17 protein-coding genes are annotated in these 20,702 nt (G+C 69.1%); 6 read left to right on the top strand and 11 right to left on the bottom strand.

What is annotated here, in order from left to right:
• Positions 1-22: 22 nt before the first annotated feature.
• Complete coding sequence (locus OG870_RS46965; protein ID WP_266588237.1) at positions 23-829, bottom strand: alpha/beta fold hydrolase; 807 nt, start codon at positions 827-829, stop codon at positions 23-25.
• A gap of 62 nt (positions 830-891) precedes the next feature.
• On the opposite strand from OG870_RS46965, the gene OG870_RS46960 reads away from it, so the two are divergent.
• Together OG870_RS46960 and OG870_RS46955 are read left to right on the top strand one after the other, a co-directional pair.
• Positions 892-1,311 (top strand): MarR family winged helix-turn-helix transcriptional regulator, encoded by a 420-nt coding sequence (locus OG870_RS46960; RefSeq protein WP_266588235.1) that lies wholly within the window; start codon positions 892-894, stop codon positions 1,309-1,311.
• Between the two features lie 428 nt (positions 1,312-1,739).
• Complete coding sequence (locus OG870_RS46955; RefSeq protein ID WP_266528541.1) at positions 1,740-1,949, top strand: hypothetical protein; 210 nt, start codon at positions 1,740-1,742, stop codon at positions 1,947-1,949.
• Between the two features lie 525 nt (positions 1,950-2,474).
• On the opposite strand, the gene OG870_RS46950 is transcribed toward OG870_RS46955, so the two are convergent.
• The 4 genes from OG870_RS46950 to OG870_RS46935 form a co-directional block, all read right to left on the bottom strand.
• Positions 2,475-2,780 carry a gamma-glutamylcyclotransferase family protein gene (locus OG870_RS46950; protein ID WP_266588233.1) on the bottom strand — a complete coding sequence of 102 codons (306 nt, stop codon included), beginning with the start codon at positions 2,778-2,780 and terminating at the stop codon, positions 2,475-2,477.
• The gene (locus OG870_RS46945; protein ID WP_266588231.1) at positions 2,780-3,493 is read right to left on the bottom strand and encodes a phosphotransferase family protein; all 714 of its coding nucleotides are present in this window, start codon (positions 3,491-3,493) and stop codon (positions 2,780-2,782) included. The genes OG870_RS46950 and OG870_RS46945 overlap by 1 nt, the downstream gene beginning before the upstream one ends.
• A 127-nt stretch (positions 3,494-3,620) precedes the next feature.
• On the bottom strand, positions 3,621-4,241 hold the full coding sequence (locus OG870_RS48390; RefSeq protein ID WP_443063456.1) for a hypothetical protein: 621 nt from the start codon (positions 4,239-4,241) through the stop codon (positions 3,621-3,623).
• Between the two features lie 315 nt (positions 4,242-4,556).
• The gene (locus tag OG870_RS46935; RefSeq protein WP_266588229.1) at positions 4,557-4,994 is read right to left on the bottom strand and encodes a hypothetical protein; all 438 of its coding nucleotides are present in this window, start codon (positions 4,992-4,994) and stop codon (positions 4,557-4,559) included.
• Between the two features lie 186 nt (positions 4,995-5,180).
• On the opposite strand from OG870_RS46935, the gene OG870_RS46930 reads away from it, so the two are divergent.
• On the top strand, positions 5,181-6,428 hold the full coding sequence (locus tag OG870_RS46930) for a sensor histidine kinase (protein WP_266928013.1): 1,248 nt from the start codon (positions 5,181-5,183) through the stop codon (positions 6,426-6,428).
• The gene (locus OG870_RS46925; protein WP_143600460.1) at positions 6,416-7,066 is read left to right on the top strand and encodes a response regulator; all 651 of its coding nucleotides are present in this window, start codon (positions 6,416-6,418) and stop codon (positions 7,064-7,066) included. Before OG870_RS46930 ends, OG870_RS46925 begins: the two co-directional genes overlap by 13 nt.
• A gap of 102 nt (positions 7,067-7,168) precedes the next feature.
• Here OG870_RS46925 and OG870_RS46920 read toward each other — a convergent pair whose 3' ends face one another.
• Both OG870_RS46920 and OG870_RS46915 read right to left on the bottom strand, forming a co-directional pair.
• Positions 7,169-10,195, bottom strand: coding sequence for a glycoside hydrolase family 2 TIM barrel-domain containing protein (locus OG870_RS46920; RefSeq protein ID WP_266588223.1), 3,027 nt, complete (start codon positions 10,193-10,195; stop codon positions 7,169-7,171).
• Between the two features lie 294 nt (positions 10,196-10,489).
• Entirely contained in the window at positions 10,490-12,088 is a 1,599-nt protein-coding gene (locus OG870_RS46915; protein ID WP_266588221.1) for a hypothetical protein, read from the bottom strand.
• 96 nt (positions 12,089-12,184) lie between these two features.
• On the opposite strand from OG870_RS46915, the gene OG870_RS46910 reads away from it, so the two are divergent.
• Positions 12,185-12,760, top strand: coding sequence for a hypothetical protein (locus OG870_RS46910; RefSeq protein WP_266588219.1), 576 nt, complete (start codon positions 12,185-12,187; stop codon positions 12,758-12,760).
• A 214-nt stretch (positions 12,761-12,974) separates the two neighbouring features.
• Positions 12,975-14,126, top strand: coding sequence for an ISAs1 family transposase (locus OG870_RS46905; protein ID WP_266588217.1), 1,152 nt, complete (start codon positions 12,975-12,977; stop codon positions 14,124-14,126).
• Positions 14,127-14,303: 177 nt separating this feature from the next.
• Here OG870_RS46905 and OG870_RS46900 read toward each other — a convergent pair whose 3' ends face one another.
• The 4 genes from OG870_RS46900 to OG870_RS48385 all read right to left on the bottom strand — a co-directional run bounded on the left by OG870_RS46900 (position 14,304) and on the right by OG870_RS48385 (position 20,670).
• Positions 14,304-17,285: an RICIN domain-containing protein gene (locus OG870_RS46900; protein WP_327692276.1), complete on the bottom strand. Its 2,982-nt coding sequence runs from the start codon at positions 17,283-17,285 to the stop codon at positions 14,304-14,306.
• A 966-nt stretch (positions 17,286-18,251) separates the two neighbouring features.
• Positions 18,252-19,148 (bottom strand): terpene synthase family protein, encoded by an 897-nt coding sequence (locus OG870_RS46895; RefSeq protein ID WP_327692275.1) that lies wholly within the window; start codon positions 19,146-19,148, stop codon positions 18,252-18,254.
• Positions 19,145-20,290 (bottom strand): hypothetical protein, encoded by a 1,146-nt coding sequence (locus OG870_RS46890; RefSeq protein ID WP_266588211.1) that lies wholly within the window; start codon positions 20,288-20,290, stop codon positions 19,145-19,147. The genes OG870_RS46895 and OG870_RS46890 overlap by 4 nt, the downstream gene beginning before the upstream one ends.
• Positions 20,287-20,670 carry a hypothetical protein gene (locus OG870_RS48385; protein WP_405664146.1) on the bottom strand — a complete coding sequence of 128 codons (384 nt, stop codon included), beginning with the start codon at positions 20,668-20,670 and terminating at the stop codon, positions 20,287-20,289. The genes OG870_RS46890 and OG870_RS48385 overlap by 4 nt, the downstream gene beginning before the upstream one ends.
• Positions 20,671-20,702 lie beyond the last annotated feature (32 nt).

The raw sequence follows: 20,702 nt of genomic DNA, 5'->3' as shown, positions 1-20,702 counted from the left end.
CCGCAGACCGGCCCGTCAGAGGTCAGGGCGTTGACCCGGCGTACCCGTCCACAACGGCAGTCTGGCGCAGGTGGGCGTCGATCAGGGAGAAGGTGGCTTCCGGTTGTTCGATCTGCGGAAGGTGGCCGGCCTTGGGGATGACCTCGAGTCGGCCGTTGCCGAATGCGTCGGCGTACGCCGCGCCATAGGCGGGGGTGACGATGCGGTCGCTCTCGCCCCAGAGCAGGAGGGCGGGTGCCTGGATGCGTCCGAGCCGGCGCAGCAGCTTGGGGTCGTGCATGTAGGGGTCGCCGGCGAGGATGCGCATGGTGGCCATGTTGGTTTGTCTGCGCGCGAGTTCTTCGGCTGGGACGTCGGCTGGGTCGAGGTAGTACCGGTCTGAGTCGTGCCAGGAGTGCTCTGCGACGCCGCGGGCGTCAAGGGCGAAGAAGTCAGTGATCGGTTCCGTCTCGACTTGCACGCCGACGGCATCGATCAGGACAAGGCCGGTGATGATTCCTGCGCTGTCGCGTACGGCCATCTCGGCGGCTGTCCAGCCCCCGAGCGAGGAGCCGATGACGAGAACATCGCGCAGCCGACGGTCGCACAGGTGGTGCAGGTAGGCGAGGGCAAGGTCGTCGATGCCGGTGAGCCACGCGGGGCGCTGGGTGCCGTCCCAGCCGGGGTGCACGGGCGTGATGGCGTGTGCGACGCGGGAGAGGTGCTGGGCGAGGCCGGCGACTGTGGCGGGGCCTCCGCCGCCGTGAAGGATGAGGACCGGCCTGCCGGCTCCGGCCTCGGACAGAGTGAGGGACAGGTCGGCGTACACGGCTGATGCGTCTGTGAGCATGCCCTCCAGCATAACTAAACATCTTTATATAAGCTAGCTTGGTTATGACGTAGACTCGCTCCATGCATGGTGAGCTGCAAGAACTCGGCAGAGCGGTCAAACAAGCCCAGTATCGACAGCACCGGGCGCTCGACAGCGCGCTCTCGGCCATCGGCACGACGCTGGCCCAGTGGGACGCCCTGCGTGCGATCAGCCGCTCACCCGGGGCATCGGCCCGCGAGTTGGCCGCAGCGACGTTTCAGACCGAGCAAGCCTTCGGAACGCTCGTCGGCCGCCTCACGGCCCAGGACCTCGCGGAGCGCCGACCGGGACGCGGCCGGCGCATCGAGCACCATCTCACGCCCGTCGGTGAGCAGGTCCTGGCAGCCGGCCACAAGGTTGCTGACGAGGTGCTCGCCGCCTGCTTCTCCGCCTTGCCCGACGCGGACCGCGCAACCCTGCTCGACCTACTTCAGCGCCTCACCGCAGAACGAGACACGTAGACCCGACCGCCAGGCACACCTCATGCGGCTGCCCATTGAGCGACCACCTCAGTACAGACCGAACTAGACGGCCGGCGGGCGCCTCGGCCCCGATGTTCGTCACGGACCGTTACATCGCAACTGGCCGTCCGTGGGGAATTCCGCCTGGCCGCCGACATCGAACATCAGCGAGCGGTATCCCCAGGTGCGCCACGAGGCTGCCGCACCGCATCCTTGCACCGCCCGGCCCCTGCTCGCTGTCCGTTCCCGGTTCATCCGCAATTTCTCACCGGGTCTGCGGTGTGAAGTGAGCGGGTCCCGGACGACCTGCGCAGCGAGCTGCCCCGCCCAGGCCACCTTCCTGCGAAGGCAATGCACCCGATCCGGCTGTTGCACCTGGCTCAGGGAGATCACGACGACCAGCGGACGGACGCCCCACCTTCCGAGTGGTGGTCGACCAGATGACGTACATGTCGCTGATCAAGACCGCCATGCCCCCAGGGAAGAAGCCCGATAACAGCCTCTACCTGCGGCTTTTGGAGAACTACCGGAAGAACAACAAGCACGCGCTGCGCACTCGGCGGGCATTCCCGATCACGCTGCCCTACCTGATCCCGATGATGGAGAAGGCGGAGGCCGACAGCCGGCCGATCGGCTAACGCGACTCGGCGATGCTCGCCTTCGGGTACCGCTTCCTGGGCCGAAGCGTCGAAGACGCCAACCTCGAGATCGAGGACCTGACCTCCATCAACGGCGGCCTCCTGGTCTGGCTCCCCGAAGACAAGACGCACGACGAGGAGCAGAACCTCGTGCTCCTGGACCGGCCGGACATCCAGCTCGTCCCGCGGCTCACCCGCTGGCTCGACTACATGGCCGACCAGGGCATCACCACAGGGCCGGTATTCCGGCACGTTCTCCGGAGCAGCAAGGTGGCCTCTGCGGAGACTCAGGGGAAGACGGCCATGGCCCGAGGTGGGGAACGAGCCGTTCGCCAGGATTCCCGTGCACAACCCCGCTGCGGCGTAGGCCTGACGCGGCATCCGGGGGCCCTCGGATGCCGTTTGGGCTCCTGCGGCGAGGCGCGGACCGATTCGCGCACAGCGTGCCGCGTACTCCGCGAGATGCCGGGCCTGGAACCCCTCGGCGTCCCAGTCGTCTTCCTGGACGTCGTCGCCTGGCCAGACCTACGCCCATCCCGACTTGCCCATGGAGAACGTGACCTCCCGCAGGTCGTGGCGGACATACTCAAACGCATCGAGGATCTCCCACTCCTGATAGCTGAGGTCGGTGAGCAGCATGCCGACCGCCGAGCTGCCGGAGGCGCGGATGAGGCCCGGAGAGACACGCGCTGCGAGTGCGGCCGCACGGTAGCCAGGTGCGGACGCCGGGATGCGTTCAGGTATCCGCCCCAGGAGAGCCTCGATGACAGCGTCGAACTGCAGCGTGTCATAGCAGAACAGCAGGTCGGGGCGTCGCGCCAGTCTGTCCACTACATGATCCCTTTCCAGTGCCAGGGGCGAGGTTCTGCACGCCCGCGTAGGCAGTCGACGCGGTATTGAGCCTCCGCCCGCCACTTGGGGCGCCTCGCCGCGTGCTGGGCCGCGTAGGTCGTCATGCGCAACTCGCGGGCCCCAGCGAGGAGTTCGTACCCCTCCCACTCAATGACATCCGTTCCGTGCGCCTCGCAAAACTCGGCGTACTCGTCCTCGGAGACCGCACCAGTCGTCGTCAGCTTGAGCGCTGTGGAAACGAGATCCCACTCCGGCGGGCCGACGGAGACCCGTTCGAAGTCCATCAGCAGCGGCCCGGATGTCGTGCGGGCGACGTTGCCGACCCAGGCATCACCGTGCACGACGCACTCGGGTAGACCGACGGGCCCGTGCTCCCACAACTCGCGGAGTTCCGCATGCCGATGACGCAGCCACCCGCGGTCATCCTCGGACAGGGAGGTTGCCGCGTCGATCCGCTCGGAGACCCGTACGAACGGGTCGAGCCGGTCGAGCGAGAAGTCCGGCACGGGCAACGGGTGGAGCATCTTCGGCAGTGTGACGACATCCCGAACTGTGCCGATCCCGTGCGGCGAGAGCTCGACCCAGAACGTCACCGGGCGGCCCGCAGCCTCGACCGGCTGCTCGACCGGCAACGTGCGGACGGCCGGCACTTCGTTCTCGGCGAGCCAACGGGCCACGCGGACCTCACGCACAGCCGCCTTTCACTGGCCGCCGCGCGCTATGCGGACGATCACCTCGCCGGGAAGACGCCATATCTCGTTCTCGGCGATCCGAACGGGCTCAGCGCATGCTGGGTCGAAGCCTGCGAGGGCGCAGGCCTCAGGGACGGCCGAGATCGTCATGCCTGCAAGGTAGCGGTGATCCGCTGACGCAGGTGCACGGCCTCTTCCAGAGTGCGGTGCTGCCCGGCGAATCGGCGGAGTTCCCGAAGGTCGTCGGCCGCCCTTTGCGAGGTGAGTCGGCCAACGTCGTCGAGTGCCTGGTGCCCGATGGTGGCCGCCTGCACTGGGTCACCTTTGGCCATGACCAGCGACGCCAGCTTTGTACGGGAAATGCCGCGCGAGCGCGCATAGTCGTCGCCGTGCCCGCCACCGCCGTTGCGAAGCCTTGCGCGGCCCGCCGTGGGTCCTGGTCAGCGTGGATGGAAAGATCGAACAGCGCATGCGCCGTGTCGCCGTGGTGCTGGGCGTCGTCGTAGTAGTGCATCCAGGCGGGGTCCTCGGCCGGGTTCGAGCGAGCAAAGGCGTCATCGGCCGCGCCGACGGCAGTCAACTTCCCCTGTACGTCCTGCATCTTGCCGAAAGCGCGGGCGCGGGCGCTGTTCCTGGGCACCACCTGGCCGCTGGGCGAGCGACGCGGCGGGGTCGCCGGACCCGCGAGGTACTTGCGGACCGTCTTGCGGTCCAGCCCCGTCTCCCGGGCGATCTCCGACGGACTCATCGCCGCCCCGGACTCCAACAACCCCCGAAACCGTCGTAGTTCCGACCAGCGACGCGGATCCAAGACCACCGCCGACCACCCCCTGCCGCCACACACCGACTACGCAGCAGAGTGCCCGCCAGCGTTCCTCACCGTCTCAGGAACGGCCGCGTTCATCCGTACGCGGGTGGGGACGTTCAGGTGTACGCCGACACCCGCCATCAGGTCGTCGAACACCGGCTGCCACCGGGCAGGGTCTGCGTTGTGGCCCACGGCCATCGGCTGATCTTCGTCTGTCCACACAACCGACGATGATCAACGGTGGCCGTGCCCTTTCTACGCCACCCAGCAGTACAGGTTCTCGTCTCCCTCGCGGACGGCACGGGCCAGGTCGGCCACGCCGCTCAGGATCCACACGGCGATCTCGGGGTCGAAGACCTCGCCGTCTGCCGCCCGCTCGGCCACCCACAGCCGGCTGACTTCAGCGAGCCGGTGCTCGACGGCAGTGCACAGGGCATCTCGAAGGGTGCCGGAGACGGCAAGGACGAGCGGACCCTCGCCGTCGTCCGGGTCGACACCAGTCTCGGGAACATCGTCGTCAAGGACTTCCTCAAAGCCCCGACCGGTGAAGATGCCCTCCCACTCGATCAGAGCCTCCTCGACATCGAAGTTGCCGAAGGTCAGGGACTCGAAGACCCCGTCGGGACCACCCTCCGCGACAGCAGCGGCAGCTTCGGCGTCCGGTGCCACGAAGAACTTGATGACGATGCTCACCGGGGCATAGTGCCTGTTCCACCGGGCCCGGTCCACCTGCCAGCGGCCGGCAGAAGCCGACCTACCGACCCGAGATGCTGTCCGCCCACAGGCCAAGATCAAGATCTACAGCTGGTACTAGGTTCACCATGAGATCGGGTACAGGTTTCATGGCACCGTCCTCCTGCGGTGCCCTAGCGTCGTGCCGTGACGATTCCAGCTGGACTGAGACGCACGGTCCTCCGGGCGCAGCGGGACACCGGCTTTCTTGCCGCTGGTGTGCTGCCGCACCTGGCGCTGGTGCCCGTGTGGGCCTGGGCGGCGGCGACTACCGCCAGGACGGGGAACTGGCTCTTTACGGTTTCCATGTCGGCCGCCCTGGTCCTGCTCGGCACCCCGGTGCTGACGGCCGTTCAGCGGGCTCGCCACCGGGTACTCATCGGTGTGGACGTCCCCCGGCTCACCCCCACCGCGCCGGAACAATGGACGTGGGCCTCGACCGCCCGGTGGCTCGCGGCGACGCGGCCTTGGCGCAAGATCGGCTACCACCTCCTGCTGGGCCCGCTGCTCGCGCTGCTGGAGCTGCTGGTGCTCGCGGTGGCAGCGGCGTGCCTGGCGGGCGTCATCGCCTACGCCTGGTCATGGGCGCTGCCAACCGCAATCCGCCAGGACTGGTTCGGCTACCTGACCCAGCTGCCGGCTTACACAGCGGCTGGACTCCTCCTCCTGTGCGCCCTGCCCTGGACCGCGCGGGCAGTAGCCCGGGCCGAGGCGCGGCTGGCGTTGGGCCTGCTCGGGCCCAGCCGGGCGCAGCGGCTCCAGGAGCGGGTCGATCAGCTGGCCGTGAGCCGGACCGACTTGATCGAGGCCGTCGACGCGGAGCGCCGCCGGATCGAGCGCGACCTGCACGACGGCACCCAGCAGCGGTTGGTGTCTCTCGCGGTCAACCTGGGTCTGGCCATTGCCACCCGCCCGGACCTGCCGAGTGATGCCCGCGAGGTGATCGCGAGAGCGCACCTGGAGGCGAAGGAGGCGATCGCCGAACTCAATGACCTGGTGCGGGGGCTGCACCCGGCCGTGCTCGAAGACCGAGGTCTGGACGCGGCGTTGTCCGGGCTGGCCGCCCGCACGCCCCTGCCGGTGCGGCTGCGGGTCAATCTGGAGGAGCGGGTGGCGCCCAACGTGGAGTCAGTCGCGTACTTCGTGATCTCTGAGGCGCTGACCAATGCAACGAAGCACGCCAACGCGATGCGTGCAGAGGTGATAGTCCGTCAGGTCGGCGAGGTGCTGCGAGTGCGCGTTACCGACGACGGGCTGGGCGGTGCCGACGCCGCCGCCGGCACGGGGCTGACCGGGCTGGCCAAGCGGGTCGGCTCCCTCGACGGGGCCTTCCACGTCAGCAGCCCCGTTGGCGGGCCCACCACCATCACCGCGGAGCTGCCGTGCGCGCGGTGATCGCCGAGGATTCGGTGTTGTTGCGGGTCGGCCTGATCAAGGTGCTGGAGATGGGCGGGTTCCAGGTCGCCGCGGAAGCCGGCGACGCGGAGGGGCTGTTGGCGGCAGTGGCGGAGCACCGGCCCGAACTCGCCTTGATCGACGTCCGGATGCCGCCCGGCTTCACCGACGAGGGGGTGCGGGCGGCGATGGAGATCCGTCGGCGCTGGCCGGGGACGCCGGTGGTGCTGCTTTCGCAGTACGTGGAGGAACGGTACGCGGCTGACCTGCTGTCTGCGAACACCAGCGGTGTGGGCTACCTGCTCAAGCAGCGGGTAGCCGATGTGGCCGACTTCGTGGCGGCTGTCCGGCGAGTGGCGGACGGGGGCACGGCCCTGGACCCGCAGGTCGTCGCCCAGTTACTGCTGCGGCGCGACAGCGACCCGCTCGCGCGGCTGACCCCCCGCGAACGGGAGGTGCTCGGCCTGATGGCCGAGGGGCGCTCCAATGCCGGCATCGCGCAGGCGCTGGTGGTCAGCGAAAGCGCCGTGGCCAAGCACATCAACAACATCTTCGCCAAGCTTGACCTGCCCGTGGTCGACGCGGACCACCGCCGCGTCCTGGCCGTGCTGCGGTTCCTCGGAGCGTCCCGGGCCTGACCTTCCCATCCGTGATCACGATCTACGGCTGGAGTAAGTACTCCAGCCGTAGATCGTGATCTTGAGTCGTTGGTGAGCAGGTACGGCGTACTGTTCTCGGTTTCACACCGAGCCGAGGGGCGTGAGTACGAAGGTGAATCGGGCCGGCCCGAGCTCCAGCCGGTGCGGCGGCAGAACGCCGGGGCCCACCGCGGCAGTGCCCAGGCCCTGGACGGCGTGGTCGGTGTGCAGGTGGACCACCGGGTCCGGGATCAGCTCGTGCTGGTGCCGGGCGGCGTCGAGCCGACGGTCGGTCCAGCGTCGCGCGGCAAGGTGGAAGACTTCCCCGCCCTCGACGCGGATCCCGCGGCCGGCCCCGTCGCCGATGGCCGCCCAGCGGACGTCCGCACGGTTGCCGTTCTCCTGGGGGCGTACATAGGGCGTCTGCATCTCGTCCACCGTGGCGCGGAAACGACCGACGCGGACCGCCTGCCGGGAATCCGGGTAGGCCTCACCGGGGCCCGTGCCGAACCACTCCACGTGCGAGAAGTCCTCGGGCAGTTCCCAGTCCAGGCCGATACGGGCCAGGGAGCGGGACTTGTCCCGGCGTACCTGTTCCGCGTACTCCTCGGGGGGCAGCTCCGGGTCCACCATGGTGTCGGCGAAGTCGTCGCCCCGCTCCGGCCAGTGGCCGACCGGCTCGGTCTCGACCCGCACCCGCAGGCGCTCCCCGTCGCTGTCCCAGCGGTAGGTGGTCAGGTAGCCGCAGACGGCCGCGGCGGCGGCGCTGCGCACGACGACGGTCAGGCCGTCCGGGCCGGTCTCGACGGAGACGGTGCGGTGCCGCAGCCGGTCCAGGCCCCGCCCCTTCCAGTAGGCGGCATCGCGCTGGCTCCAGCCCAGGTCGTTGTCCGTGGGGGCCCGCCACAGGTTCAACCGCGGTCCTCGCACAGCCGCCGCGCCGATGCGCAGCAGGCTGCCGGTGGTCCGGTCGAAGCGGCCGGGGCCGAGCAGGACGTGCTCGCCCGCGATGCGGGCCGCGACCGGAGCGCCGGTCGGGCGGCGGCGGCCGGCCGAGGAGAGCTGGAGCTGGCCCCAGGCGACCGCGTGCCCTTCGGCCGCCCAGTCGGCGGGCTTGGCGAGCTCCGCCTGGACGGTCAGCCAGAGCTCGCCGCCCTCGTCCCGCGCCGACGGGTCGAGCGGGGGCACCGGCAGCCGGCCGCGTTCCCCGGCCGTCACCTCGGGAGTGGGCAGCACCCCTCGGGCCAGCTCGGTCCCGTCCCCCTCCAGCGACCAAGTGAACCGCAGGTGGGACAGGTCCAGCACGTCGTAGTGGTTCTCCACCGCGAGCGTGCCCGGCTGCGGGCCCGGGCCGATGCGCACGGGCGCGATCACCTTGGCGTACTCCAGCAGACCCGGGGAGGCGCTGCGGTCGGGGAAGACCAGGCCGTCGCAGATGAAGTTGCCGTCGTGCAGCTCCTCGCCGAAGTCGCCGCCGTATCCGAAGTGCTCCTGGCCCTGTGCGTCGCGGGTACGCAGCCCCTGGTCCATCCACTCCCAGACCCAGCCGCCCTGCAACCGCGGGTACTCGTCCCACAGCTGCGCGTACTCGGCCAGTCCGCCGGGGCCGTTGCCCATCGCGTGCGCGAACTCGGTGAGCAGGTATGGCTTGCGGTTGCGCGGGTCGTCCGCCGGATCGCCGGAGCCGGGGCGGGCCGGGTAGGAGATCTCACCCGGCAGCAGCAGGCCGCGGCCGATCCTCGCGACGGCGGCGGGTGGACGGTACATCTCGGCGTGCACGTCGGTGTACTCGCCGAGCCGGTCGCCCTCGTAGTGGAGCGGGCGGGACGGGTCCCGGCGGTGGACCCACTCGGCCATGGCGCGCAGGTTGCGGCCGTCCCCGGCCTCGTTGCCGAGCGACCACATGATGACGCTCGGATGGTTCTTGTCCCGTTCGACGGTGCGCTCGACGCGGTCCATGAAGGCGTCGTGCCAGCGCGGGTCGTCGGAGGGGTTGCGCTGCCAGCGCTCCTCGTCGGCATGCTCGAAGCCGTGGGTCTCCAGATCGCACTCGACCATGACCCACAGGCCCAGTTCGTCGCACAGGTCGAGGAAGGCCGGATGCGGCGGGTAGTGGGCGGTGCGTACGGCGTTGATGTTGTGCCGCTTCATCAGCTCCACGTCGCGGCGCATGGTGTCCAGGGACAGCGTGCGGCCGTGGTCGGGGTCGAACTCGTGCCGGTTGACCCCGCGCAGCACCACCCGGCGGCCGTTGACCCGGAGCACGCCGTCCTCGCCGACGGCGACGGTGCGGAACCCGAACCGGATGCGCACCCGCTCGCTGTCGGTGGCCAGGTCCGCTTCGTAGAGCTGCGGGTCCTCCGCGCTCCAGGGACGCACCGCGGGGAAGACGAACTCGTCGGTGACAGGTCGGTCGTGGACGCCGAGGGCGGGAACGCTGATCCGTACGGGCGCTTCCGCGTCGGCCTCCACACGCAGTCGGCCCTCGCCGGTGACGGTGTCGTAGCCGGCGTGCACGAACACGTCCCGGACCCCGCCGGCGGGACGTGCCTGGAGCCAGACGTTCCGGAAGATGCCCGACAGGCGCCAGGTGTCCTGGTCCTCCAGGTAACTGCCCGCGGAGAACTGGTGCACCCGGACCGCAAGCACGTTGCGGCCCGGCCGCAGCACCGCGGTCACGTCGAACTCGGCGGGCAGGCGGCTGCCGTACGTCACGCCCAGCTCGCGGCCGTTGAGCCAGATCCGGGCGCAGGAGTCCACCCCCTCGAAGCGCAGCACGGCACGGCTGCCCTCCCAGGAGGCGGGCAGGTCGAAGACCCGGCGGTAGTCCCCGGTCTCGTTCTCGTCCGGGACGAAGGGCGGGTCCACCGGGATCGGGTAGGAGATGTTGAGGTAGACGGGCCGCCCGTAGCCGTGCAGTTGCCAGTGCGAGGGCACGGGCAGCCGGTCCCAGGAGCCGTCGTCGAACTCCGGGTCCTCGAACCCGTCCGGTTCCGGACGCAGCGTCGTCGAGAACCGGAATGCCCACGCACCGTCGAGGTCGAGCCTGGGGGCGTCGGAGTCGAGGGCCGAGCGAGGCGTGAGCCTGCCGCTGCCGGGTGCGAAGCTTTCGAAGTAGCGCGCGGACATGCGCGACCCTCCGGATGATCGGGAATAAGATCTGGATCTTGCGCGACCGTAGTATCGAAACTCTCTTGCGGGAAGCGCTTCAGCTTTCCGAAAGTGTCGCCCTTGGGCCGGATACGGCCTCTTTTGCCGGGGGCAAGGTGCGTGGCGGGGCGAGGGCCCTGGGGCCAGGGGTGTTGCAAAGTCCGGTGATCTTGTAGTTGCCCTGGTGAGGCGATGCCCAGGAGCGTGCGAGGCGCTCTCCTGCCGCGGCCCAGGGTGACCGGTCCCGGGGGCCCACCGTTACGCCGTCACGGGTCACGCGGTCAAGGCATCGGTGACCGCTGTTATCCCCTGGGGTGCCAACTGTTCCAGGAGACCGGTGATCCCGTACCAGCCGCCGAGCGCGGCGAGTCGTGCGGCGAGCCTGCGGGCGTCGGACGGCGCGGCCAGCCCCGCGACGACGAACAGGGCGCGGTCCCGTGTCTCGCGGAAGGCGATCGTGTCGGCGAGCGCCTCGGCCCGCTCCGTCTCCCCGCGCCGGGCCAACTCCTCGACCACGGGGACCAGTGCGTGCCCCCGCGCCCAGAGGTCGGGGATCGCCCGGGTGAGCGCCTGGGCTCGGTCCGTCTCCCCGCGCCGGGCCAACTCCTCGACCACGGCGATCAGTGCTCTGGCTCGTGCCCGTCGGTCAGTGATCGCGTGGGCGAGCGTCTCGGCCCGGCCCGTGTCCCCGCCGCGGGCCAGCTCCCCGACGATCTCCGCCTGCCAACCCGCACGGCGGTGGGGGGCGTTCATCGCGTCGGCGAAGGCCATGGCCCACTCGACCCGACCGTGCCGGGCCAGCATCAGCGCCGCCGCCGTCCGCAGGTCGTCGGCGTGCCAGGAGGTGGGGCTGCAGGCGTCGAGCAGTGTCTGCGTCCGCTCCACCAGCGCAAGGACCACGTCCACTTCGGCGGTCTCAGAAGCCGCCTCCAGCACGTCGACCATGACTGCGGGGTAGAGGGGCGATATGCCCGGACGGCGCAGGAGGGCGTCGAGCCGGTCCAGGTCGCCGCGGCCGACCTCGGGGACCAGGATCGCCGTCAGCGGCCGCGGCCCGCCCCGGTCGTACCCCCGAGCGTCGGGTCCCCGGGCGAGGTCCTCCAGACGGTCGACGAGGTCACCGGCCCGGACGTGGTCGCCGGCCGCGGTGGCCACGTCGAGAAGGAGGGTGAGCACCCGTGAGGACGCACTGCCCGCGGCGCGGTCGGCGAAGTCGAGCGCGCGGCGGAAGTCCCCGGTGTCCGCCAGTGCTTTCGCCAGGAGGGCCCAGGTGATGCTCCAGTTGTGCGGATAGCGGACCCGCTCCGCCAGCGCGAGGGCTCGGTCGAGTTCACCGGCCCTGGCCCACGCCGGCACCAGCGCGACCAGGGCACGATCGTGGCAGTCCCTCACACGGATCGAGTCGACCAGCGCCTGGGCCCCGAGCAGGTCTCCCGCGCCGGCCGCCTCCTCCACCAGCGCCAGCAGCGCTTCGCCCTGCTTGGGCTCGTCGCTGATCGTGAACGCCAGCTCGGCCGCACGCGCGAGGTGACCGGTCCGGGCGAGTGCCCTGAGATGCCACAACGGAACGGGCTCGCGGGCACCATCCGCGTCCCGTGACGCCAGCAACCGGAACAGGGTTACCAAACACGGTGCGAATCCGCCCGGGAGGACGCCCTTTCCGGCATCACCCTCCCGAGCGAGGCCGTAGCGCCGCTCGCGGTACCGCTCCATGAACAGCTCATAGCCCCACTCGGCCATGCCCTTCTGCGTACTCCTCACGTCGCCCCCGGTCGCGTCCTGCTGCTGTCCCGTAGCGTAGGGCCTGCTGCGCGCCCCCGGGCCGGGGAACATGGCGGTGGAGGCATCCACCTCCGCGGCGGGGCGTGCCACGTTGGTCGCGGAACCCCCACGCGTTCCCCATCGTCTCCCCAGGAAAGGGCGGGACCCCGCACGACGGGGGCGGGCCGTGGAGGCGGGGAGGGGCACATGAGCGAACACGAGGCGGCGCTGGCGGTGGGAGCCGCCGGCGCCCTGGGCCGTTACCAGGGCTTCGCGGTCCCGAAGTCCACAGTCGGCGACGGGTTCTTCATGACGATGGGCCTGTTGTTCCTCGGAGCCTCCAGCTACCTGCTGGTCCTCGGTGCCCCGCTCTGGCCCGACGAGGTACTCATCACCGGTGGGCTGTTCATGGGATTGGGCATGGCCGGCCTCGCCCTGTGGCCCCGCTTCGAGCGACGCCGAGGAGGCCGCCTGGAGCGCCTCTACTGCTTCGAAGACGGCCTCGTGATCGGCAGTAGCCACACCATGCGCCCCATCCGCTGGTCGGACATCACCATCACCAGCGAGGCCTGGGAGTCGGGGAGCGGCGAGTACCGCCAATCGGGAACGAGCCGCACCCTCACCACACCCGACGGCACCGTGGTCGCACGGTTCACCGGCCAGGAACCCGAGCGGGTCGGCGGCTACCAGGTGATGCTCCTCCACCAGGCCGCCACCGAGCGTGAAGCCGTCCACCCCTCGCCGGGCCCGACGCCGAGTGACGCGCGACCCACCGAAACCTGACCGAGCGGTCACGGACTGACCGCGGAGCCGATCGCTCGGATGCATCCCGGCTCTCGCCAATTGTCAACCGAGCGGCATTTCAAAGTCCGGTGATCACGTGAGTCAGTAGGTCGCGGCGGTCCAAGGGGGGGGCGGGCCAGGCCGTCACAAACGCAACGAAGCTCCGGTTGAACGGGGTGACCTTCCCAAGTCGCCTCGTACCGCCGGAGCTTCGATGTGTCGTCAGTCTGCCACCGTCTGTCTGGTCAAGTCGCCCACCCTGGAGGGCATGGCGGGGTTGTCGCTGGTGGAGCGGTTGCGGCTGCTGCCGGATCCGCGTCGGCGCCGAGGGGTGCGTCACCCGTTCGTGGCGGTGCTGCTGGTTGCCGCCTCGGCAGTGGTCGCCGGAGCACGCTCATATACGGCCATCGGCCAGTGGTCCGCGAACGCGCCGCAGCATGCCCTGGCCCGCCTGGGTGCCCGGGTCGCGGGGGCGTTGAGCGTACGCGTCGCGCCGAGTGCCGCCACGATTCGGAGGGTTGTCGGTCTGGTGTGCCCCGGTGGTCTGGCCGATCTGACCGGCGCTGCCCCTGCCGGCTCGGACTCGGTGGCGATCGACGGCAAGACCGCCCGCGGCTCCCGACGCGGCCAGACGCCCGCGGCCCACCTGCTGGCCGCGATGACCGGCGACGGCCGGACCGTGACCCAACTGCGGGTGCCTGACAAGACTAATGAGATCACCTGCTTCGCCGCGCTACTGGCGCCCTTCGACCTGACGGGGGTCACGGTCACGGCCGTTGCCCTGCACACCCAGCGCGCCCACGCGTGCTTCCTGGTGGAGGAGAAGAAGGCGCACTACCTGCTGGTGGTCAAGGCCAACCAGCCCGAGCTGCACCGCCGGCTGCGATCGCTGCCGTGGAAGGACGTCACCGCCCGCCGCTACGACCGCGAGATCGGCCACGGCCGCCGGGAAACCCGGGCGACCAGAGCCCTCACCGTGACCGACCTCGGCCTGGACTTCCCGCACGCCGCCCAGGCCGTGCGCATCCTGCGTTACCGCACGAATCTCACGACCGGTGTCATCAGCCGCCAGGCCGTCTACGCGATCACGGACCTGACCTCGCATCAGGCCTCGCCCCAGCGCCTGGGCCAACTCGCCAGGTCGCAGTGGACCATCGAGAACCGGCTGCACTTCGTCCGCGACACCACCTTCGCCGAGGACGCCTCGAAGATCCGCACCGGCCATGGACCCGAGAACATGGCGGCCCTGCGCAACCTGGCGATCAACACCCTCCGCGCCGCTGGACACCGCAACATCGCCGCTGGCATCCGGCACGTCTCCTACGAGCCGTTCACCCGCCCGCTCGCCCTCCTGGGCATCGCCTGACCAGCGCAACTACAAGATCACCGGACTTTGCAACACCCCTGGCCCTGGGGCCGCCCCACACTGTTCGGGTCGTTGCTGTATGTCCACGGGGACAGAGGCGTGCGGTCGGCCGGGTGCCCGGCCGACCGCACGTCGGGTTCCGCAGCCGTCAGGATGCGGGTGATGGTCGTGAAAGGATCACGCCGGTATCAGCTTCCATTGCTGGTTGGCGCCGCCGCCGGATGTGTACTGCACGACCTTGGCGCCGTCGCCGGTGTCCCAGCCGTACACGTCCGCCACCAGCCCGCTGTCGTGGCTGACGACGGTGAAGTACCCGTCGCCCGTGGGCCGCAGGTACCACTGCTGGTTGGTGCCGCCGGTGGGTGTCCACTGCTGGAGCTGGAGCCCGACGGTCGAGGAGTAGCCGTCGACATCGAGCGCCTTGCCGCTACTGACGTACTTCAGTGTGTACGCGCCCCCGGGAGCGGCGTCGATGGTCCAGGCGCCGCCATTTGCCGTCTGGACGACCAGCGCGCCGTCCGCGGTCGACCCGCCGGCCACGGCGAGCGGCTTGCCGCTGTTGCGGTTGACGATGCGGTAGTTCGTGCCCTCCTTGGGTTGGTTGGCGATCTCGAAGCGGTCAACGGTGGCCCAGTCGTGCGTCGCAGCGGCCCGCTGGGTGCCAGTGACACGCACGCTGATCGTGTGCGTGCCGGAGGCGAGCCGGGGGCTGGTCCACACCGCGACGTCGCCGGTACGGTCCGCCGAGTACTCGTCGACCAGCGTCTCCGCCCCGCCGTCGATGGAGATGCCCACGATGCCGTGGCTGGGCGCGGTCACGGCGTGCAGCGTGACGCCGGTACCGACGAAGCTCAGCGTCGACTTGTCGCCCGTGACGTCACTGTAGGAGTTCGTGCCGGCGTACGGGCCGCTCTCGTCGCTCGCGTGACTCCAACTGCCGGTGTAGGTCACCGCGGTGGCGGCGTCGTCCACACTGGTCGTCGGGTTGCCCAGGTTGAGGTACTCGACCGAGTCGGTGAACGTGGTGCTGCCCGACTTCGTGGTCGACAGCTCCAGGTAGACGCGGTTACCGCTGGCGGGCGTGGTGAACGAGATCGGCTGGCTGACCCGGGAGCCGAGCGGGATGGTGAGGGGTTCGCTTCCGGACGCGATGACCGTGCCGTCGGGCTTGTCGAGTCGCGCCTTCCAGTTGAGGCCGACGGAGGTACCGCTGAGATCGTCGTTGAAGACGGTGATGTTCCGGGTGACGGTCTTGTTGAAGGAGTAGGTGTCCACCGCCTGCGGGAGCGGGAAGGTGCCGTTGGTGTCCGACTGGCCGGAGGCCGACCAGTACGGCAGGTCGACGGCGGCGACCGGGTTGAACGCGGCCTGGATCCGCTGGATCTGCGGGTTGCTCCACGGGTCGGACAGGTTGTCCGCGCCGTAGACGGGATGGCCGCCCTCTTCGGGGACGAAGTCGGTGCTCTTCACGCCGGGCACGAAACTGGCCCAGCCGGACAGCAGGGTGTAGGGGCGCAGGTCGCTGGCGTCCTTGGCGCGCTTGGCGATCGTCGCGGTGGCGAACCATTCGAAGCCCTGCTTGGTGTTGGACTTGTCCCAGACGTACTCGCCCTCACCGTCGGGCCGGCCGGTCAGGTTGGCGCGCGCCTCGCCGTACTTGCCGATGCCGTCGATGTAGTGGGAGTAGACGGCGAAGTTGCCGTTCAGCATGTTGGGGTACGGGTTGGTTGCCGAGCCGGTGTCGACGCTGATCGGCCGGGTGCCGTCGTTGCCGTTCATCGCCGCGTACAGGTCCTTTTCGAACGACTCGGAGTCGAAGCTGCTGTAGTCCGCCTCGTTGCTCTGGCTCCAGCGGATGATCGCCGGGTGGTTGCGGTCACGCAGCGTCAGCGCCCGGGCGTGGTTGACCATGTTGTCGTGCCCTGCGACGAAGTCCTGGCAGCTGCAGGTGCCGCGGATCGCGGTCTCGTCGATGACCATCAGGCCCATCTCGTCGGCCACGTCGAGCATGTACGGGCTGGCCGGCTCCTGGTGGATGCGGACCACGTTGTAGTTGAGCCGCTGATAGTTGTCGACCGCCTGCGGCCAGCCGCCGTTGCCCGTGGACGGCGGGAGGAAGCCGGGCAGCGTGTCATAGGCGTCGCCCTTGCCGCCGTTGTCGATCCGGTCGTAGTCCGCGCCCTGCAGGCTGTCACCGCGGAAGTTCACGCGCACGCCGTTGAGGTAGTAGTACTCGCCGTTCTGGGTGGTCTCCCGGAACCCGAACCGGTAGGAGGCGTCGCTGGTGCGGCCGTCGTCGGTGGACGCGTGCACCGACAGCTGGTGCAGCTGGGCGCGGTACCCGGAGCGGTAGGGCACGTTCGGCCACCAGTAGGAGGAGGAGCCGAGGTTCCACGCCACCGGGCCGACCGTCACCTTGGCGGTCGAGTGGGCGGCCACGGTGACCGTCTTGCTGGGCAGCGACGGGTAGTTGAACGACGTGCTGTTGTCCGAGGCCAGCGTGCCGGTCAGCGTCACCGACCGCGAACTGCCGGAGCTGTTCGTCACGGACACGTCGTAGCTGAGGGTCTGGTTGGCCACGGAGGTGCGCACGAACGCGTCGCTGACGTACACCGCCGGATACACGCGCAGGAACGCCGAGCGGTAGATGCCCTGGGGGATCGCCTCGGACCACTGGGCGGCGTCGGGAACCAGGGTCCGGCTCCCGTTCATCAGGGCATAGCGGCCCTTGACGTTCACGCTGATCGTGTGGGTGGTGCCAGGGGCGGCGAAGGCGGATATGTCGAAGTTCGACTGCGTGAAGGAGGTGGTCTGGGTGGCGACCACCTGCCCGTCCACCGACAGCGTCGCCTGATGGTTCACCGCGCCGAACTCGATCCACACCGACTGCGGCTGCCCCGTGTCCGGCACGGTCACGGTGCGCGAGTACGTCGCCTCGTTCACGTCGGTGAAGCCCTGCTTGTACCAACCGCCGCCGGGCACGGTGATCGACGTCGCCGCGCGGCCCTTCGGCGTGAAGCTCCACGTTCCGGCCAGGTCGACCGACCTGATCGCGGCGTTGCCCGCGGTAGACCCGTTGATGTCCGACACCGTCGTGGCGGACGCCGATTGCGGCGCCGCAAGGGCCGCGGCGAGCAGCGCTACGACAGATGCGAACAATTGCGCGAACCGTCTCCGGCGCGGTGGTGGCCTGTGCTCGTGCATGAGTACCTCTCGGTGTCGGATCTGAAAATGAGAGCGCTCCCATCCGCCGGCCGGGCAAGGCCTGGTTGTGCACGCTGGAGTGGCGAATGCGATCGACGACCGACTTGCTTCCGTCCGGACACCTGGCAGTTCATGTCGTCACTAAATGAGCCGGCGATGAAAGTAAGCTCGCCCACATGTGCCGGCACGTTCGCCACCACGGGGAGCAAGGCGCGTCCGGTTAGGCCTGGTTACGCCGCCTTTGAGTCAATTGGCTTGCGCCCGGAAGGAGTGCCCAGGGCCGATTCGCGGCGCTGGAATACTCGGACTCGGGCGATCGCCGAGTTCGACATCGAAGCCTCCCCGGCTGCGAGTTCCCGCTCACTCAAGTACGGCCAGGCATCGCCGTCCTGGTCGCCCACGTCTCCAGCAGTCGTCAACTCGGCCATCCCGCCCCGCGCTTTCTGCTTGCGAAGCCACGTTGATCCGTCATGGCCATGTCAGCCCCTGCCTTGAAGCGTCGAGGAGATGTCCGGCCTGTAACAACAAGGACCTGGAACATGGGATGTATTTATAGGGTGCGCAGGCGGCGTTGTCCATACTTCACACAGCAAGGATCTCCATCAGAGAGATTATCTGCGGTTACATCGAATCGACGTGAGCCTTTCCGACGTACGGCTGGTTCCGCTCCTCCCTAAGACCTGGGATGTATTGCTACCCTGCCGCCACTCGGCGGACGGCCGGCCGCGTCTTGAGAGGGCGCCCCCATCGGGTCGCAGCATGGCACTGAACTGCACTTTCACGTGGATGAGCCGGAGGTGAGCCCTCAGCCCGCTGTTCCTGGGCGATGGCAGACGCCCGTCCTGCACGTGCTTCGTCGTGAGCGGTGCGCAAGCCCCTCTTGCCTTCCCGGCGCGCTTCGGCGGGGCTCCTGAGGTGCCTTCAGGATCCGATATGTGGGAGTACGCGTAAGATTTGCGCCGATCCGGGGTAGCGCATGCTGGTCAGACTGAGGTGTGCGTCCAGGTTGCCGTCCACGATGCTGGACAAGAGGGATGCGAATGGCGTTTGGGGTGCGTGGACGAATGTGTCGACGATGCGGCTGTATCGCGTGATGGCCGTGTCAATTGCGGTATGCAGTTCGCCTGGAGACCGGGCGTGGAAGAGGACCCAGTTGGATGTCACGTAGGCGTTAGCGGCTCCTTTCAGTACTTCCTCCTCATCCTTGGTGATCGACGCCAGATCGTTGACCAGGTAGACCGCCTCCACCGCGAGCTCGTTGAACTCCTGTGCTTCGGACCCGGGGGTGGGAACGGGCAAGCCGCGGATAGCCCGCCAGCAGGTGATGTACGGCTGGTTGCCGATGGTCTGCCGCCGCAGGGCATGGAATTGCTCCTCGGTCATGGTGCGGACATCGTGCTGGGCTTCCGTGGCCATGGCGGAGCAGAAGTCCGCAAGCTCAGTCGTGAACTGCTGGGTGTCCAGGGCCCGCTTGTTCATCTCGTCCAGCAGCGCATGACACAGGACGCCGCACTCACCACTCGCCGCCGGGCGACCACTGCGCAGCTCCTGCTCCAGATTGGCCAGTTGGTCCGTCGGACCGTCATCCAGGCACAGGAAGAAGACGATGTACTTCCCGCCGAGCAGGCTCTCGTCCAGGGTCGCATCGGATGGTGCGCCACAAGTCTCGAAGGTGGCCGCAACGTAGGCCGTCTGGGCATGCCAGGCGGCGCCTTGCCCGCAAGAGCACAGCCGGAGGGACCAGGCGAGCAGTTCCCGAGTGAGGTCACGGTGCCGCTGATTGATCATGCGGTACGGGGCGAGCAGATCGGTACTCATCGCGGCTCCTCAGATTGTGTCAGTGCCTTACTGGTCTGGCCGGTGTGTGGAAGGGCGGCGGCACGGCGTGGTGGGTTGTGGGGGTGCAGGGCTGCGAGGGCGAAGAGAGTGGTCAGCTGTGGCGAGCCGAAGTACAGGGGCACACGACCGAGGCGGTAGTAGGGGCGGGCGGGCCAGGAGCCATCGGGTCGTTGGTGGCGTACGAGAGCGGCGCGCCGTTCGTCTTGTGCGTGTGTGTGGGCAAGGTTGTTGGCCGCGATGGTTCGCAGGGCCAACTGGAGTGGATCATCCGCTGCCTCCTGGGTGGTGAGGTATGCCTCACGCTGGACGAGGGCGGTCCGCAAGGCGTCGGTGAGTGGGGCGATGTGTGCGGTGGTGTGCAGGCACAGGCGCGATGCCGCGTGGAGGAAGGCGTCGGGTGAGGGGTAGTAGCGCGTTCCGTGCCGGTAGCGTCCGGAGTCGAGATGCTCTCTGACGTAGTCCAGGGTGGCTGCCATGGTCCGGTGGCAATTCTCGGTGAGCGCTGATGGTGTGGCCAGGCTCATGGTGTGCAGGGCATTGGCGCAGACGACGGGGTCGTGCTTGCGTCCCCTGGGTGTGGCGCCCGGCTCGGCCCCATCGTCCCAGTAGACCATCACAACCCCGGGATGCAGGCCGGGGCGACGGCCCCTTTCGGTGGATCCCGTTGCGGGCGGGGCGGCTGCGTCGCCCAGTTCCCGCACAACGGCATGCAGCCTGTGCCGGGGCATGGCGCCATGCGCGGACAGGCCGCTGGCGGCGTGAGCCGTACAGTCGGTATCGGCGGCGAATTGGCCGACGGCCGGGAAGAACCGGAACCTGTGCTGCCAGCGGCTGCTGTCGACCTGCCGGACCAGCGCAGCACCAGCCGTGGGACTCAGGCAAGGTGCCGGCAGCACTGACAAGGCGAGCATGGCCGAGAACGCCTCGTCTGCCGGATTGAACCCGAGGTCGATGCCGAACTGTCGCAGCACGCGCGCGCGGGCCTCGGTGCCTGAGCAGCAATGATGAAAGAGACGGTCGGTGGCAAGCTGGGCAGCCGGCATACCCCTGCCTTCGACCTGGTGGGAGAGGTAGCTCAGCCCCCGCTCGATTGCCTCTTCGGCCTTGTCCCGGCCGTTCACGTGGTGCCCGTCTGGCCGTCGGGGGCGGTCAGTTGCCGGGGTAAGGCGAAGCGGGGGTGGAAGCCGCCCATCGCCAGACCGGCCGCGGAGGTGACCGCGTGCTGTTCGGCGATGCCGACATCGAAGACCCGGTCGGGGAAGCGTTCGGCCATCGGGTGCAGGCCGGTGGGCCGCAGCATCGCAGCGGTGATCGCGACGATTTCCTCACGCTCGGCCGCCGCCTCCACGAGAGCCTCGCCGAACACACTCGTCCACGACCGTGGCTCGGCGGAACTCAGGGCGGCGGGGCGACCGGTGGCCGGATCGACGGTGCCCACCCCGTGCAGGCAGTCCGCCTCATCGTGCTCGGCCGGATCGTAGCCCTTGCCCTTGACGGTCATCACATGCACCACCACGTGACGGCGCATGGCGC

It is taken from the genome of Streptomyces sp. NBC_00461 (assembly GCF_036013935.1).
Lineage (GTDB): Bacteria > Actinomycetota > Actinomycetes > Streptomycetales > Streptomycetaceae > Streptomyces.
This window is presented reverse-complemented; position numbering and strand designations above follow the sequence as displayed.

What these genes read in the sequence shown, in the direction of transcription:
- OG870_RS46965 (WP_266588237.1), bottom strand. Translation starts at nt 829, where the DNA reads ATGCTCACAGACGCATCAGCCGTGTACGCCGACCTGTCCCTCACTCTG.
- OG870_RS46960 (WP_266588235.1), top strand. Translation starts at nt 892, where the DNA reads ATGCATGGTGAGCTGCAAGAACTCGGCAGAGCGGTCAAACAAGCCCAG.
- OG870_RS48390 (WP_443063456.1), bottom strand. Translation starts at nt 4,241, where the DNA reads ATGAGTCCGTCGGAGATCGCCCGGGAGACGGGGCTGGACCGCAAGACG.
- OG870_RS46920 (WP_266588223.1), bottom strand. Translation starts at nt 10,195, where the DNA reads ATGTCCGCGCGCTACTTCGAAAGCTTCGCACCCGGCAGCGGCAGGCTC.
- OG870_RS46910 (WP_266588219.1), top strand. Translation starts at nt 12,185, where the DNA reads ATGAGCGAACACGAGGCGGCGCTGGCGGTGGGAGCCGCCGGCGCCCTG.
- OG870_RS46905 (WP_266588217.1), top strand. Translation starts at nt 12,975, where the DNA reads ATGTGTCGTCAGTCTGCCACCGTCTGTCTGGTCAAGTCGCCCACCCTG.
- OG870_RS46895 (WP_327692275.1), bottom strand. Translation starts at nt 19,148, where the DNA reads ATGAGTACCGATCTGCTCGCCCCGTACCGCATGATCAATCAGCGGCAC.
- OG870_RS48385 (WP_405664146.1), bottom strand. Translation starts at nt 20,670, where the DNA reads ATGACCGTCAAGGGCAAGGGCTACGATCCGGCCGAGCACGATGAGGCG.